Raw genomic sequence first — 14,448 nt, 5'->3', positions numbered from 1 at the left:
CACAGACAGTTACAGAAGCAAGGACTCACAATGCATTCTAAGTATGTTACTTTTCTTTCCGCCTTTTGCCGGACAAAGCTCTGGCTAAGTGTCGTGCTGCTGATTGGCAGCCTGCTCTCTTATTCGGCGTATGCCGCCCAGGTTGTGGCCACTGTGTCTTCCAACCAGGTTGGGGTGAATGAAATCTTTGAGCTGACAGTCAGCATAGATGACAATGTCAGCGCCAGTGCCCTTGACTTATCACCACTCAACAATGATTTCATTGTCGGTACTACCAGTACCCGCTCCATGAACCGTTTTATTAACGGTTCAGTGTCGAGACAAACCCAGTGGCAAGTGTCGCTCGCTGCCAAAGCGAAAGGTGATTTCACCATTCCGGCCTTTCGTATTGGCGCGTCCGCGTCAGATCCTATCCGGATTCAGGTCAGTGAGCATTCAGATGCTGCCGCTTCCACTACCGATCTTGCAATTGAGGTCAACGGGCGTATGGACAAAAGCCGCCTTTATGTCGGTGAAAGTCAGAGCTACATGGTACAAATCAAGCTCGGAGAACAGTTGGAAAAAGCCAGTTTAATCGCCCCTCAGGGCGAAGGACTGGAAGTGGTTCAGGTGGGTGATGATCACCAGGCAGATACCGTACTGAATGGCAGACGCTACACCATCATTAACCGTAAGTACCGAATCACAGCAACCAAACCGGGTGATATCACCCTTCAGGGCGCCAAACTCACTGGCACAGCCTTCAAAAGTGACAGCAGCCGGCGTTTTGGTATGCGGATCCCCGTCAATATTCAGGCCGAACCTATGCCATTGACTATCCTTGCTGAGCCTGATGACTATAAAGGGTTGTGGTTACCAACTGCAGATCTTCAACTGGAACAGACATGGAACAAGGACGAGCCGCACATTAAGGTGGGTGAGCCGGTTTCGCGCACCCTGACACTGAAAATGAAAGGCACACCACAAAGTAATCTGCCTGACTTATCCCTGATCTACCCTGACTCAGTCCGGGTATACAGCGAGAAACCCGTTTACCAACAAGAGAACGATTACAGTGTCATGACGCTGAAACAGGTCATCATACCCCGCCGGAGCGGAACGATTACCCTGCCATCTTTGACAGTTAACTGGTGGAATACCGATAAAGGGGAAAAAGTCATCAGCCAGGTTGAAGGTAAAGTGCTGCAGGTTCAGCCAGATGCCACAGCCAGTATTCCCGGCGCCATGCGTCCATCGGATGAACACAGTAACGGTGCCTCGGCCGGGATCAGTAATCCGCAGGGTAGCAATGCACATCCTACTGCCGTGAATCAGCAGGTTCAGGGCGTCTCTGCCTGGTGGCCCTGGCTGACGCTGGTCGTCACCCTTCTCTGGCTTGGTACTCTGATGATGTGGCTGCGGAGCCGAAAACAGCCTCCACTGACCACAGAATCCGTCAGTTCAGCCAGTGCCAATAGCAGCATCACAGACAAGCTGATCGCTGCAGTGACAGCATGCCAGCCCATGCAGGTGCAAACTTACTACAATGCCTGGGATAAATCGCACCTGGCAGCGAAACACCGACAACAACTGGATCAGGCGGTTAGCGCCATGATGACTGCACATTACAGTGAGTCCCCTCAAATGTGGGACAAGAGTGATCTGCTGGCTCTGCTGCAACGCCAGCAGAAAAGCCGCAAAAAGGCGCAAACGGCCAATGGGCTGGAGCCTCTGGTGCCTGAGATACCGGCGGCAGACCGAAAATGACTCAGCTGACCCGTTAAGATGCCTGCTCTCAGAGCGCGAGTTTCATCCGTCCTTGTGTGACTGTGAGGAGCCGTGACTGAAAGATTGCGTGATAGTTAATCCTGCCTTCGGGCAGGATTTTTTATTTGTTCTGCATCCAGACTCAGAGCAAGGTTTGATGGAGACTGCCTAAAGCGGAATAATAGCAGGCCAATGCCGCCAGAAGCAGATAAATGTTAGTGATAAACCGCTCACAAATATCAGCGTTCAGTAACGTTAAAAATGTGTAACCTAAAAGTTTCTAAAAAGAGTAGTGGAAATCGTTCGATTATCCTGTTAAAAAACCTCCCGCAAACAACATAAAACGCTTCCACACCAACTCAAAACATTCAGGATGTAGTATGAGTCAACCACAACCATTCCTAGCTAAAATTGCCAATGGCAGTCTGGTTATCCAGATCCTTATTGGTATCGTGGCAGGTATCGTCCTAGCCGCTGTCTCAACTGATGCCGCACTGAAAGTCGGTTTCCTGGGCAGCCTGTTCGTCAGTGCTCTGAAAGCTGTAGCTCCTGTGCTGGTGTTCATTCTGGTTGCATCTTCGATTGCAAATCAGAAAAAAGGCGCACATACCAACATGAAGCCCGTCATTATGCTGTACCTGTTCGGTACACTGATGGCCGCCTTAACTGCCGTTACCATGAGTTTCCTTTTCCCGACTACTTTGACTCTGGACGCAGGTACTGCAAATCAGGCTGCTCCTGAAGGTATTGCAGAAGTACTGAATACTCTGCTGTTCAAAGTTGTTGATAACCCAATCAACGCTCTGCTGACCGGCAACTACATTGGTATTCTGGCATGGGCTGTAGGTCTGGGCTTTGCTCTGCATTCTGCATCCGATGCGACCAAACAAGTGTTCCACGACATGTCTAACGGCGTCACGCTGATCGTTCGTTTTGTTATCCGTCTGGCACCTATCGGTATCTTCGGTTTAGTATCACAAACCTTCGCTGAGACTGGCTTCTCTGCTTTGTCCAGCTACGCGCACCTGCTGGCCGTACTGCTTGGTTCAATGGCGATTATTGCCTTTGTGGTAAACCCGGTTATCGTGTTCTACAAAACTAAACAGAACCCATTCCCTCTGGTTCTGAAGTGTATCCGCGAAAGTGGTATCACCGCCTTCTTTACCCGTAGTTCAGCGGCAAACATCCCGGTGAACATGCAGCTGTGTAAAGATCTGGATCTGCACGAAGATACCTACTCAGTATCGATTCCTCTGGGCGCGACCATCAACATGGCGGGTGCAGCGATTACCATCACTGTTCTGACTCTGGCTGCTGTCCATACGCTGGGTATTCAGGTTGATCTGGGTACTGCCCTGCTGTTGAGCGTGGTGGCTGCCGTGTCTGCATGTGGTGCATCCGGTGTTGCCGGTGGCTCTCTGCTGCTGATCCCACTGGCTTGCAGCCTGTTCGGTGTATCCAACGAAGTTGCGATGCAGGTTGTTGCTATCGGTTTCATCATCGGTGTTATTCAGGATTCAGCTGAAACTGCTCTGAACAGCTCGACTGACGTTATCTTCACTGCGGCTGCATGCCGTGCTGCCGAAGCGCAAGAAGCTGCTAATCCAGTTAAAGCCTGAGTATAACGCTTAACGCTTTATCTGAGCATCTGACATTAGCACCTAACAACAATGGCGACCCTAAGGTCGCCATTGTTGTATGAATGACTTAAAAAATCATACGATACCAATCAGTTTTGTAATGTCTCCAACTGCTTGTCTAAGGCATCTTTGGCCTCTGCGGCCTGATCACCCATATCCTCAAACAGATCCTGCGCCTCCTCCATCGGACGTGCGTTCATCGCATCTTCGATCTGATCTTTATAGGTCACTCCGATATAAATCCCCAGGCCCACCAGGGCAATCACAATGTATTTCAACATAGCTTTCTCACTGTTATTTGTGTTTATTCACAAGCAGTATACCGCCAGCACAGACCATAAACCTGCCAATTCGCTCCCAGAAAGCCAATACCAGAGTAAAAACATGTGCCCGGCTTAACCTGAAATTGGCAGTTGAATCAGTCACTCTGCGCCGCACTGCTGTTCCCACGTCCTACTTGGGTACAGGATCAATAAGTAGTGGATACTGACACCTGACTCAACATTGTGCACCAGCTCATCAGCTTGCACCACAAATGGACAGTTCCGCATTACTTTCCCAATGCGCCTTCAACTCTACCAAGGTAACTTATTGTTTTTCATTTACTCTTTTATTTTTATCTGAAGACGATTTTCTGGCCTGCCCCTTGCTTCTGTCTGTAACAACACTAAAAAGGAGCAAACATAATGGATAAAAAAGCAGTGACACTTAAATGGGCAGCACTTGCCGCCTCAATGGCTTTATCTTTCAATGCGTTAGCCGCAGAAGGCACCATTAAAGTCGGTATCCTTCATTCTCTCTCCGGCACCATGGCGATCAGTGAAACCACTCTCAAAGACACTATGCTGATGCTGATCGACGAGCAAAATAAACAAGGCGGCGTTCTGGGTAAAAAGCTGGAGCCTGTTGTTGTCGATCCTGCTTCTAACTGGCCGCTGTTTGCTGAGAAAGCGCGTGAGCTGATCGAGAAAGACAAGGTGGATGTGGTGTTCGGCTGCTGGACATCTGTCTCTCGTAAATCTGTGCTGCCCGTTTTTGAAGAACTCGACAGCCTGCTGTTCTATCCGGTGCAGTACGAGGGAGAAGAATCGTCCAAGAACGTTTTCTACACAGGTGCGGCACCCAACCAGCAAGCCATTCCGGCTGTAGATTATCTGATGAACGAGATGGGCGTGAAACGCTGGGTGCTGGCCGGTACCGATTATGTCTATCCGCGTACCACGAATAAAATCCTGGCGGCTTACCTGAAAGATAAAGGGGTCGCCGACAGTGACATCATGATCAACTATACGCCGTTCGGTTATTCCGACTGGCAGTCAATCGTCTCTGATATCAAGAAATTTGGCGCAACGGGTAAGAAAACGGCCGTTGTTTCCACCATCAATGGCGATGCCAACGTTCCCTTCTATAAAGAACTCGCCGCTCAGGGGGTCGAAGCTTCAGACATTCCGGTGGTTGCCTTCTCCGTCGGTGAAGAAGAATTGTCCGGCATGGATACCTCGCCTCTGGTTGGCCACCTCGCCGCCTGGAACTACTTCATGAGTGTGGACACAGAGCAGAACAACGAGTTTGTCGAAAAATGGCATAAGTTCATCAAAGATGACCAGCGTGTCACCAACGATCCGATGGAAGCCTCTTATCTGGGCTTCAACATGTGGGTGAAAGCGGTCGAAAAAGCCGGGACAACAGCTTCCGATGTAGTACAGGATGCCATCATTGGGGTGACTGTCCCGAATCTGACCGGCGGTTATGCCACCATGATGCCGAACCACCACATCACCAAACCGGTGCTGATTGGCGAGATCCAGGATGACGGCCAGTTCGTGACAGTATGGGAAACCAAAGACGAAGTGGCCGGTGACGCCTGGTCCGATTTTCTGCCCGGTTCAAAAGACTTGTTCGCCAGCTGGGAAAAGCCCATGTCCTGCGGCAGCTTCAATGTTGTCTCAGGCAAATGTGCGGGTAGCAATCAATAACACCTTCCCGCGTCACTCAATCGTCCGGCCCGGATTGCCGGACGATTGGACCTGTTCCTGCACTCACGGACGACACTCATGACCAAACAGCTACTGTCTGGACTGCTGACTTTGCTCCAGACTTCCATCGCTTATGTTCGGCAACTGCTGATGCTGTTGATCTGCTTGCCTATAGTGGTTTCGACGGCTTACGCCAGCTCAGTCAACAACTTCACCGATGTGGAAAACAGCTTCGCCCAGCGCAATTTCGAGCGCAAAGCCGAAGCCATTGAATGGTTGATTACACAGCACCATCCGCAAACCAAAACCATTCTTGATGGCCTGCTCTATCGCGCCATTGCTTACCAGAAACACACTCACGCTCTGGTACTGTTACAGGATAATCGTAATGCGTTACTGCTAAGCAGTAATAAGCCGGTGACGCTCGATAACCCGCGTGATTACAAAAAAGTGGCCATCAATAATGCGCTGCGCACTGCGATTCAACGGCGGCTTTCCACACTTGATGTGAGCAGCACTGATCTGTCTGTCCGATTAGCAGCAGTCAAGGCGCTGACAGGCAACACCGAATCGGACATCATTGAAGCGCTTCGCCAGCAACTGAGCCAGGAAACCAGCCCAGAGATCAAAGCGGCCATAAATCTGGCGCTCAACATCGCCAGACTGGGCCAGTTCAGCCAGGCCACTGACAACGAGGCCGATGATAACCAGCGTGGCGGTGCCGCAGACAGCAATGCAAGCCAGCTGGCCTTGATTCAGTCGTTATCAGATGCCGCCCACCCTGCCGCGCAACGCGCTCTGGCTCAAGCCGAACCCCTGGCAAAAGATCCCGAGATTCGCAGCGCACTGACACGTGCGCTCAGCGCCTATGAGCAGCGGCAACGCGTCTACAACGGTGTCGAAACCCTGTATTTCGGATTGAGCATGGGGTCGGTGCTGGTGTTGGCCGGTATTGGTCTGGCCATCACTTTCGGGGTCATGGGGGTGATCAATATGGCCCATGGCGAGCTGATTATGCTGGGGGCGTATACTACCTATGTGCTGCAGCAACTCATGCCCCAGCAAACGGCACTGGCCCTGCTCCTTGCCATTCCGGCGGCTTTCGTGGTGTCGGGACTTGTCGGCGTCGCCATTGAGCGCAGCGTGATCCGCTTTCTGTACGGCCGCCCTTTGGAAACCCTGCTGGCCACATTCGGCATCAGCCTAATCCTGCAACAAGCCGTTCGCAGTATTTTCTCTCCGCTGAACCGCTCAGTGACGACGCCGGATTTCATGAGTGGGATGCTGGAAATCACCCCTATGCTCAGCCTGACCTGGAACCGACTGATCATCATAGGTTTCTGTATTTTGATCTTTACCCTGTTGCTGCTGGTGCTGAAAAAAACTTCGCTTGGCCTGCAGGTTCGCGCCGTATCGCAAAACAGAGGCATGGCCCGAGCAATGGGGGTCAGATCCGAATGGGTCGATGCCATGACGTTCGGACTGGGATCCGGCGTTGCCGGTATCGCCGGAGTTGCGCTTTCCCAACTGACCAATGTCGGGCCGAACATGGGCCAGAGCTACATCATTGATTCCTTCATGGTGGTGGTATTTGGTGGTGTCGGCAACCTGTGGGGCACCTTGGTTGCCGGCCTGAGCCTGGGCATTTTCAACAAGATCCTCGAACCCTGGGCCGGTGCCGTGCTGGCGAAAATTCTGGTACTGGTTTTTATCATTCTGTTTATTCAAAAACGCCCGCGTGGCCTGTTCCCGCAACGCGGCAGAGCCGTTGAAGGATAATAAAAGGATTCATTATGCTGACCTCAATACTCAGACAGGATCGCGGAGGACAGGTGTTGCTGACCCTGTTGATTGCGGCCGCGGTCATCGTGCCTGTCCTCAATCTTGCTGTCCCGCAGGGGCATCCGCTTCATTTGGAAACTTACACTGTCTCGTTGCTGGGCAAATACCTGTGTTACGCCTTATTGGCATTGGCCGTCGATCTCGTCTGGGGTTACCTGGGCATTCTCAGTCTGGGCCACGGTGCTTTCTTTGCCTTGGGCGGATACGCCATGGGTATGTACCTGATGCGCCAGATTGGTGATCGGGGGGTGTACGCCAACCCCGAACTGCCGGACTTCATGGTCTTCCTGAACTGGACAGAATTACCCTGGTTCTGGCACGGGTTCGATAACTTCTGGTTTACCTGCCTGATGATAGTGCTGATCCCCGGGGCACTAGCGTTTGTGTTTGGCTGGCTGGCCTTTCGCTCACGGGTGTCTGGGGTATATTTGTCTATCATGACACAGGCACTGACCTTTGCGCTGATGCTGGCTTTTTTCCGCAACGAGATGGGTTTTGGCGGCAATAATGGCCTGACGGATTTTAAAGACTTGCTTGGTGCCGACTTGCAGGCCGACACCACGCGAATGGCCCTGTTTGTTGCCAGTGTGCTGGCCCTGATCCTTGGCTATCTGGTTTGTCGCGCAGTCATCGCCAGCCGGTTAGGCAGTGTGGTGATCACCATCCGCGATGCCGAAGCCCGCACGCGCTTCATTGGCTATAAAGTGGAGCATGTCAAACTGGCGATTTTTGTCTTGTCCGCGGTGCTGGCAGGCATTGCCGGTGCACTGTACGTACCGCAAATTGGCATCATCAACCCGGGAGAATTCGCCCCGCTGAACTCCATTGAAATCGTGGTATGGGTCGCGCTTGGCGGTCGTGCCACTTTGTATGGCGCCGTCATCGGTGCAGTACTTATCAACTATGCCAAAAGCTGGTTCACGGTGGAGTTCCCGGAAGTGTGGCTCTTTGCTCTCGGCAGCCTGTTTGTCCTCGCCACCCTGTTTCTGCCCAAAGGCCTTGCCGGCCTGCTGCAACGTCGGGAGGTATCCGCATGACAACAGTCACCACGCTTCACCCGAGCACAACGCCATCACGGCTGGATAAGCTGCTGACGCACAATCCGTTACAGCCGCTGACCCGTCGTCATGAAGTCTTTGATTTCCTGAAACCTCAGCACCATCCGCTTATCGATACCCGACACAACATTCTGCTGTACCTTGAAGGGGTTTCCGTCTCTTTCGATGGTTTTCAGGCCATCAAGGATCTCAACCTCTACATAAAAGAAGGGGAACTGCGTTGCATCATAGGGCCAAACGGGGCCGGTAAAACCACCATGATGGACATCATTACCGGAAAAACGCGCCCTGACAGCGGTCAGGTCTGGCTTGGTTCGAACCTCAACCTGCTGGAGATGGATGAAGCTGAGATTGCCACTGCCGGTGTTGGCCGTAAATTTCAAAAACCCACCGTCTTTGAATGCCTGTCGGTCCGGACCAATCTGGAACTGGCAATGACAGGAACCAGAGGGGTCTGGCAGACCTTCAGAGCCCAGCTGTCTGGCGAACAAAAAGACAACATTGAACAGGTGCTGGCACTGATTGGATTAACCGAGCAGCGCCAGATGCTGTCGGGAAATTTATCCCACGGTCAGAAACAGTGGCTGGAAATCGGCATGCTGCTGATGCAGAAACCCAAACTGCTGCTGGTCGATGAGCCGGTAGCAGGCATGACGCACCAGGAAATGGACCGGACCGCTGAGCTGTTGCGCTCACTGGCAGGACAGCATTCTGTGGTAGTTGTCGAGCACGATATGGACTTTGTTCGCTCCATCGCCAGCACAGTGACCGTTCTCCATCAGGGACATGTACTAGCAGAAGGCAACATGGCAGATATTCAGAGCAACGACAAAGTCCGGGAAGTGTATTTAGGTCAGTAAGTTTCTCACTGATCGTAAAAAGGAATCACTATGTTAGAAATACAAGGATTGAACCAGTTTTACGGTGAAAGCCATACCCTGTGGGATCTTGAACTGTCTGTCCCCGAAGGCCAGTGCACCGTGCTGATGGGTCGGAACGGCGTGGGCAAAACCACACTGCTGCAATGCATCATGGGCTTAATCAAAGCCCGCAGCGGGCAAATTACCTTTAACGGGCAGAATTTATTACCGCTGACAACCGAAGCCCGCCCGCGCTGCGGCCTGGGCTATGTGCCTCAGGGACGGCAAATCTTTCCCCTACTGACTGTACAAGAAAATCTGCAGATTGGCCTGCCAGTTCGCCCGCGCGGTGACAGACGTATTCCCTCCTACATCTACGACCTGTTCCCGGTGTTAAAAGACATGCTGCACCGACGGGGTGGCGACTTATCAGGCGGGCAGCAGCAACAGCTAGCGATCGCCCGGGCACTGGTGCTGGACCCGACATTACTCTTACTGGATGAACCCACCGAGGGCATACAGCCCAATATCGTACAAGAAATCGGTGACATCATCCGAAAGCTAAACCACGAGCTCGGCCTGACTGTGCTGCTGGTGGAGCAAAAACTGCCTTTTGCACGTAAAGTCGGCGATCGCTTTTGTCTGCTGGACAGGGGACGAACAGTCACCAGTGGAGAAATGGCCAACCTCTCTGAGACTCACATCAAGGAGTACCTCACCGTATGACGCAGAGCGATCTGAAGGCAGCCCAACTTAAAGGGACAGGCACATTACCTCTAATGGGACAGACACAATCAGCAGCGGGCAATCCACGCGAAAAACTAAAGGGACAGTCACTTCAGCCCAGTGAGCGCAGCAATCTAAACGGGACAGACACAAATAGAGGCTGGCTGGCAGAGATACAGCTGGGCTTTGCTGATCGCGGAGACAAAACCGTGCTCAGGCAACGAAGCCAGAAAGGACCGCTGGCGGTACAGCGACCCCTTTATCCCGAAGGCCCGGTTTGTCACACCTATCTGCTTCACCCGCCCGGCGGTGTCGTCGGTGGTGATCAACTGACGATAACAGCGCACGTCAGCGAAGGTGCTCACGCATTGGTGACAACACCCGGAGCGACGAAATTTTATCGCTCTGACGGCAAGCTGGCACACCAGCGACAAATCCTCAGCGTGACGTCGGGGGCACAATTGGAGTGGCTGCCTCAGGAAAACATCCACTTCCCAGGAGCGAAGGTCAGATTCAACACAGATATTCACATTGCACCAGGCGGGCGCTTTATCGGCTGGGAAATGCACTGTTTTGGACGCCCTGCACTGAATGAGTGCTTCGAAACAGGGCATATCGCAGGGCACTGTCGGGTATTTCTTGACGACGCCCTCGTATTGGCCGAAGGCATGAACCTCAATGCCTCGCTGTCCCAGCCTTCTCGTGCCGCCAGCCTGCGCGATTTTCCGATGAATGCGACCCTACTGATTGCCGGAGAAAACGACGAACTGCTCATTGTGGTACAGGATTTGCTAAATCAGCATCATGAGAGTGCAAGTAAAAACAATCTGATAGCAGGTGTGACTCATATTGACGGCCTGCTTGCGGTTCGTGCTCTGGCACAGGGCACAGAACCTCTCTTACAACTTTTCACCCGTATCTGGCAGCACACACGTGCGCACTGGTCTGGCACTTTTCCCCTGCCACCCCGGATATGGGCAACCTGATTGACACAAGGCTCAAACATGGAATTAACACCAAGAGAAAAAGATAAGTTGCTGATTTTCACCGCGGCTCTGGTGGCTGAACGCCGTAAGGCCAAAGGCCTCAAGCTCAATTACCCCGAGGCTATTGCGCTGATCAGTGCCGAAATTCTTGAAGGTGCCCGCGAGGGCAAAACAGTCGCTGAACTGATGGACTACGGACGCACAATTCTGACCCAGGATGACGTCATGGAAGGTGTCGCCACCATGATTCACGATGTACAAGTTGAAGCAACCTTTCCGGATGGCACCAAGCTGGTCACGGTTCATGAACCCATCGTATAGCGACTTCTAAAAGGACAGACACTTTAATGAGTAAGGAAACGAATCAGGACAGACAGGCTAAACCAGTATCCACACTGATCCCCGGTGAGCTGCGAACCGCCGCCGGCGACATTACCCTCAATCCTGGCCGCGAAACCTGTCAGGTGAGTGTGGCAAATCTCGGCGATCGTCCGGTGCAAATCGGTTCGCATTACCATTTCTGCGAGGCCAACGAATCGCTGCAGTTTGATCGTGATAAGACCCGAGGCTTCCGGCTCAATATCGCAGCGGGCACCGCAGTTCGTTTCGAGCCGGGCCAGAGCCGCACGGTAGAGCTGGTTGCTTTTGCCGGAGACCGGAAAGTCTATGGCTTTCAGGGAAAGGTTATGGGATCGCTGGACCAGGCCGGCGACAGGCCCACGGATGATAAGCAGGGAGAGCAATAATTATGGCAACCATGTCCAGACAGGCCTATGGGGAAATGTTTGGTCCGACAACGGGCGATAAGCTTCGGCTGGCGGATACCGAGCTGTGGTTGGAAGTGGAAAAAGACTACACCGTTTATGGCGACGAAGTAAAATTTGGTGGCGGTAAAGTGATCCGGGACGGCATGGGCCAGAGTCAGCGACCTTCATCACAGACCCCGGATCTGGTGATCACCAATGCCGTTATCCTCGATTATTGGGGTATCGTCAAAGCCGACGTGGCTGTCAAAAACGGTCGCATCAGTGCCATTGGTAAAGCAGGCAACCCGGATATCCAGCCGAATATCGATATCATCATCGGCCCCGGTACTGAAATCATCGCTGGCGAGGGTCAGATACTGACAGCCGGTGGCATTGATGCTCACATCCATTTCATCTGCCCCCAGCAAATTGAAGAAGCGCTGATGTCGGGCATCACCACTATGATTGGCGGTGGTACCGGACCGGCGACTGGCACCAATGCGACGACCTGCACGCCAGGGCCGTGGAATATTCACCGCATGCTAGAAGCACTGGATAGCTTTCCGATGAATTTCGGTTTGTTAGGTAAAGGCAATGCCAGCCTGCCGGACGCATTGTACGAACAGGTCGCCGCCGGTGTCATTGGCTTGAAACTGCACGAAGACTGGGGAACTACGCCTGCATCCATTGACTGCTGCCTGAGCGTTGCAGAGAACACCGATATCCAGGTTGCCATCCACACCGACACGCTGAATGAATCCGGTTTTGTGGAATCGACCCTGGCTGCGATCGGCGATCGTGTGATTCATACTTATCACACAGAAGGGGCTGGAGGTGGCCATGCGCCGGACATTATTCGTGCCGCAGGGATCGCCAATGTGCTGCCATCGTCGACCAATCCGACCCGGCCGTACACCATCAATACCGTGGATGAACACCTTGATATGCTGATGGTATGTCATCACCTGAATCCCTCGATTGCCGAAGATGTGGCTTTCGCCGAGTCCCGGATACGCCGCGAGACCATTGCCGCTGAAGACATACTGCATGATTTGGGGGCTTTCTCGATGATTTCTTCAGATTCACAGGCCATGGGCCGTGTTGGCGAAGTGATCACTCGCACCTGGCAGACGGCACACAAAATGAAAGTACAGTGTGGTAGCTTGAAAGAAGACCCGTCACATCATGATAATTTCCGCCTTAAGCGTTATATCGCCAAGTACACCATTAACCCAGCGATAACTCATGGGATCAGCCACGAAGTCGGCTCAGTCGAACCCGGTAAACTGGCTGATCTGGTGCTGTGGAAACCGGCCTTTTTTGGCGTCAAACCCAGTGCCATTATCAAAGGCGGCATGATAGCGGCAGCACCTATGGGCGATCCGAATGCTTCGATCCCGACACCGCAGCCCGTGCATTACCGCCCTATGTTCGGCAGCTTTGGCAAAGCCAGCCAACAGACTTCTATGCTGTTTCTGTCTCAGCTGGCCGACAAAGAAGGTGTGGCCCAATCTCTAGGGCTGCAAAGCCGAATCGGCGTCGTGAAGGGTTGCCGTACCATCCGTAAGTCAGACATGAAACTCAACGACTGGTTGCCCAATATTGAAGTGGACTCACAAACCTATCAGGTTCGTGCCGATGGCGAACTCTTGATCTGCGAACCGGCCACTGAACTGCCTATGGCACAGCGTTATTTCTTATTCTAATCAAAACAGCAGGATGCAATTATGATTGAGTTAACCCGCTTTATTCCCGCCGCGGAACGCACAGACAATGCGAGCAATGCCACCTTAAGCCTGCCCATCGATTCTCGTAAAAAAAGCCGGTTGAAAGTCACTCTGGATGATGGTCGTGCCGCCGGGCTTTTTCTGCCGCGCGGCTACATTTTGCGCGATGGTGATCTGCTCACAAACGATGACGGCTTTGCAGTGACTGTCCTGGCCGCGCCAGAGTCTGTCTCCAGCGTCTACTGCGACGATTCACACCTGCTGGCCCGCCTGTGTTATCACCTTGGCAACCGCCATGTGCCTTTACAGATTCATGCGAACTGGCTGCGTTATCAACATGATCATGTGCTCGATGACATGGTGCATGGCCTTGGCGGGACAGTCACTGTAGAACAGGCGCCGTTTGAGCCCGAATCCGGGGCATATGGCGGCCAGCAAGGTGGCGGACACAGCCATCACCACCATCATGAGCACGAGCATTAAGCCCGGATCACACCTGTTTTTCCACCATAGAATGACTTTCATAAGAAAAGGAACTTCACATGCACCAAGGTTCAAATAAACAACGTATTGCCTTTATCGGGACAGGCATTTTACTGTCAGCGCCGGCGTTTGCCCACGTCGGTCATGGCCAGGAAGCCGGCACCATCATCAATTCTTTTATGGCTGGCGTAACTCACCCACTGACCGGCCTTGATCACCTGGCCATGCTATTGGGGGTGGGTTTCCTGTCAGCGCAGACCCCGGGACTGAAAAAGCAGATGTCTCTCATGGTCAGCGCACTGGCCAGCATTCTGCTTGGCCTGGCGTTTGGTGCGATCACCGGCGGTTTCAGTGGTATGGAAATCCTGATTCTGGGTTCAGTATTTGTCGCCGCCGCTACGCTGGGCTTTAAAGCCTTTGGCCGCAGTTACCTTGCAACCCTCGGCTCAATGTTATCTGTCGCCATGTTACTGGCACACGGCTGGGCACACGGTGTTGAAGCACCGGCCTCAGCGCTGTTGTCTTTTGCGCCGGGTATGCTGGTCAGCGCTACCGGAATCCTGATTGCCGGTAATTTCATTGGCCGGGCAGTTCCGGCCCGCTGGCTAAGTCCGGTACTGGCTTTTAGCGGCGTAATGCTGGCTCTGGCTTCCTAGTG

At 52.8% G+C, this 14,448-nt stretch carries 14 protein-coding genes and 1 pseudogene; 13 read left to right on the top strand and 2 right to left on the bottom strand.

Annotated elements, in window-relative coordinates; all coding sequences use genetic code 11:
• The first annotated feature begins 30 nt into the window (after nt 1-30).
• Nucleotides 31-1,746, top strand: coding sequence for a BatD family protein (locus tag L6J37_RS12845; protein WP_237795373.1), 1,716 nt, complete (start codon nt 31-33; stop codon nt 1,744-1,746).
• Between the two features lie 380 nt (nt 1,747-2,126).
• Complete coding sequence (gene sstT, locus L6J37_RS12840) at nt 2,127-3,365, top strand: serine/threonine transporter SstT (RefSeq protein ID WP_237795372.1); 1,239 nt, start codon at nt 2,127-2,129, stop codon at nt 3,363-3,365.
• Between the two features lie 110 nt (nt 3,366-3,475).
• On the opposite strand, the gene L6J37_RS12835 is transcribed toward sstT, so the two are convergent.
• Nucleotides 3,476-3,667, bottom strand: a complete 192-nt coding sequence (locus L6J37_RS12835) for a YtxH domain-containing protein (protein ID WP_192016823.1) — start codon at nt 3,665-3,667, stop codon at nt 3,476-3,478.
• 405 nt (nt 3,668-4,072) lie between these two features.
• Here L6J37_RS12835 and urtA point away from each other — a divergent pair, with 405 nt between their 5' ends.
• The 10 genes from urtA (at nt 4,073) to ureE (ending at nt 13,790) form a co-directional block, all read left to right on the top strand.
• The gene (urtA, locus tag L6J37_RS12830; RefSeq protein WP_192016822.1) at nt 4,073-5,362 is read left to right on the top strand and encodes an urea ABC transporter substrate-binding protein; all 1,290 of its coding nucleotides are present in this window, start codon (nt 4,073-4,075) and stop codon (nt 5,360-5,362) included.
• Between the two features lie 150 nt (nt 5,363-5,512).
• Nucleotides 5,513-7,141 carry an urea ABC transporter permease subunit UrtB gene (urtB, locus tag L6J37_RS12825; RefSeq protein WP_442957013.1) on the top strand — a complete coding sequence of 543 codons (1,629 nt, stop codon included), beginning with the start codon at nt 5,513-5,515 and terminating at the stop codon, nt 7,139-7,141.
• 14 nt (nt 7,142-7,155) lie between these two features.
• Complete coding sequence (gene urtC, locus L6J37_RS12820) at nt 7,156-8,241, top strand: urea ABC transporter permease subunit UrtC (RefSeq protein WP_237795370.1); 1,086 nt, start codon at nt 7,156-7,158, stop codon at nt 8,239-8,241.
• Entirely contained in the window at nt 8,238-9,122 is an 885-nt protein-coding gene (urtD, locus tag L6J37_RS12815) for an urea ABC transporter ATP-binding protein UrtD (protein WP_192016819.1), read from the top strand. Before urtC ends, urtD begins: the two co-directional genes overlap by 4 nt.
• A 30-nt stretch (nt 9,123-9,152) precedes the next feature.
• Nucleotides 9,153-9,848, top strand: coding sequence for an urea ABC transporter ATP-binding subunit UrtE (gene urtE / locus L6J37_RS12810; RefSeq protein ID WP_192016818.1), 696 nt, complete (start codon nt 9,153-9,155; stop codon nt 9,846-9,848).
• The gene (locus tag L6J37_RS12805; protein ID WP_237795368.1) at nt 9,845-10,834 is read left to right on the top strand and encodes an urease accessory protein UreD; all 990 of its coding nucleotides are present in this window, start codon (nt 9,845-9,847) and stop codon (nt 10,832-10,834) included. The genes urtE and L6J37_RS12805 overlap by 4 nt, the downstream gene beginning before the upstream one ends.
• 18 nt (nt 10,835-10,852) lie before the next feature.
• Nucleotides 10,853-11,155, top strand: coding sequence for an urease subunit gamma (ureA, locus tag L6J37_RS12800; RefSeq protein ID WP_192016817.1), 303 nt, complete (start codon nt 10,853-10,855; stop codon nt 11,153-11,155).
• A 26-nt stretch (nt 11,156-11,181) separates the two neighbouring features.
• Nucleotides 11,182-11,580 (top strand): urease subunit beta, encoded by a 399-nt coding sequence (locus L6J37_RS12795; protein ID WP_192016816.1) that lies wholly within the window; start codon nt 11,182-11,184, stop codon nt 11,578-11,580.
• Between the two features lie 2 nt (nt 11,581-11,582).
• Nucleotides 11,583-13,286 (top strand): urease subunit alpha, encoded by a 1,704-nt coding sequence (gene ureC, locus L6J37_RS12790; protein ID WP_237795366.1) that lies wholly within the window; start codon nt 11,583-11,585, stop codon nt 13,284-13,286.
• 21 nt (nt 13,287-13,307) lie between these two features.
• A complete protein-coding gene (gene ureE, locus L6J37_RS12785) occupies nt 13,308-13,790 on the top strand; it encodes an urease accessory protein UreE (RefSeq protein ID WP_192016814.1) in 483 nt (160 codons plus the stop codon).
• On the opposite strand, the pseudogene L6J37_RS21495 reads toward ureE, so the two are convergent.
• A pseudogene (locus L6J37_RS21495) lies at nt 13,752-13,832 on the bottom strand (hypothetical protein); the annotation flags it as partial. The gene ureE and the pseudogene L6J37_RS21495 overlap by 39 nt on opposite strands.
• A 17-nt stretch (nt 13,833-13,849) precedes the next feature.
• Here L6J37_RS21495 and L6J37_RS12780 point away from each other — a divergent pair.
• Nucleotides 13,850-14,446: a HupE/UreJ family protein gene (locus L6J37_RS12780; RefSeq protein ID WP_192016813.1), complete on the top strand. Its 597-nt coding sequence runs from the start codon at nt 13,850-13,852 to the stop codon at nt 14,444-14,446.
• Nucleotides 14,447-14,448: the final 2 nt, after the last annotated feature.

It is taken from the genome of Photobacterium sp. WH77 (genome assembly GCF_022014395.1).
Classification (GTDB): domain Bacteria; phylum Pseudomonadota; class Gammaproteobacteria; order Enterobacterales; family Vibrionaceae; genus Photobacterium; species Photobacterium arenosum.
Note: the sequence above shows the minus strand (reverse complement) of the source record. Positions and strands in the feature narration are given on the sequence as shown.

Coding starts and splice junctions, on each gene's coding strand:
- L6J37_RS12845 (WP_237795373.1), top strand. CDS start 31: ATGCATTCTAAGTATGTTACTTTTCTTTCCGCCTTTTGCCGGACAAAG.
- sstT (WP_237795372.1), top strand. CDS start 2,127: ATGAGTCAACCACAACCATTCCTAGCTAAAATTGCCAATGGCAGTCTG.
- L6J37_RS12835 (WP_192016823.1), bottom strand. CDS start 3,667: ATGTTGAAATACATTGTGATTGCCCTGGTGGGCCTGGGGATTTATATC.
- urtA (WP_192016822.1), top strand. CDS start 4,073: ATGGATAAAAAAGCAGTGACACTTAAATGGGCAGCACTTGCCGCCTCA.
- urtB (WP_442957013.1), top strand. CDS start 5,513: ATGCTGTTGATCTGCTTGCCTATAGTGGTTTCGACGGCTTACGCCAGC.
- urtC (WP_237795370.1), top strand. CDS start 7,156: ATGCTGACCTCAATACTCAGACAGGATCGCGGAGGACAGGTGTTGCTG.
- urtD (WP_192016819.1), top strand. CDS start 8,238: ATGACAACAGTCACCACGCTTCACCCGAGCACAACGCCATCACGGCTG.
- urtE (WP_192016818.1), top strand. CDS start 9,153: ATGTTAGAAATACAAGGATTGAACCAGTTTTACGGTGAAAGCCATACC.
- L6J37_RS12805 (WP_237795368.1), top strand. CDS start 9,845: ATGACGCAGAGCGATCTGAAGGCAGCCCAACTTAAAGGGACAGGCACA.
- ureA (WP_192016817.1), top strand. CDS start 10,853: ATGGAATTAACACCAAGAGAAAAAGATAAGTTGCTGATTTTCACCGCG.
- L6J37_RS12795 (WP_192016816.1), top strand. CDS start 11,182: ATGAGTAAGGAAACGAATCAGGACAGACAGGCTAAACCAGTATCCACA.
- ureC (WP_237795366.1), top strand. CDS start 11,583: ATGGCAACCATGTCCAGACAGGCCTATGGGGAAATGTTTGGTCCGACA.
- ureE (WP_192016814.1), top strand. CDS start 13,308: ATGATTGAGTTAACCCGCTTTATTCCCGCCGCGGAACGCACAGACAAT.
- L6J37_RS12780 (WP_192016813.1), top strand. CDS start 13,850: ATGCACCAAGGTTCAAATAAACAACGTATTGCCTTTATCGGGACAGGC.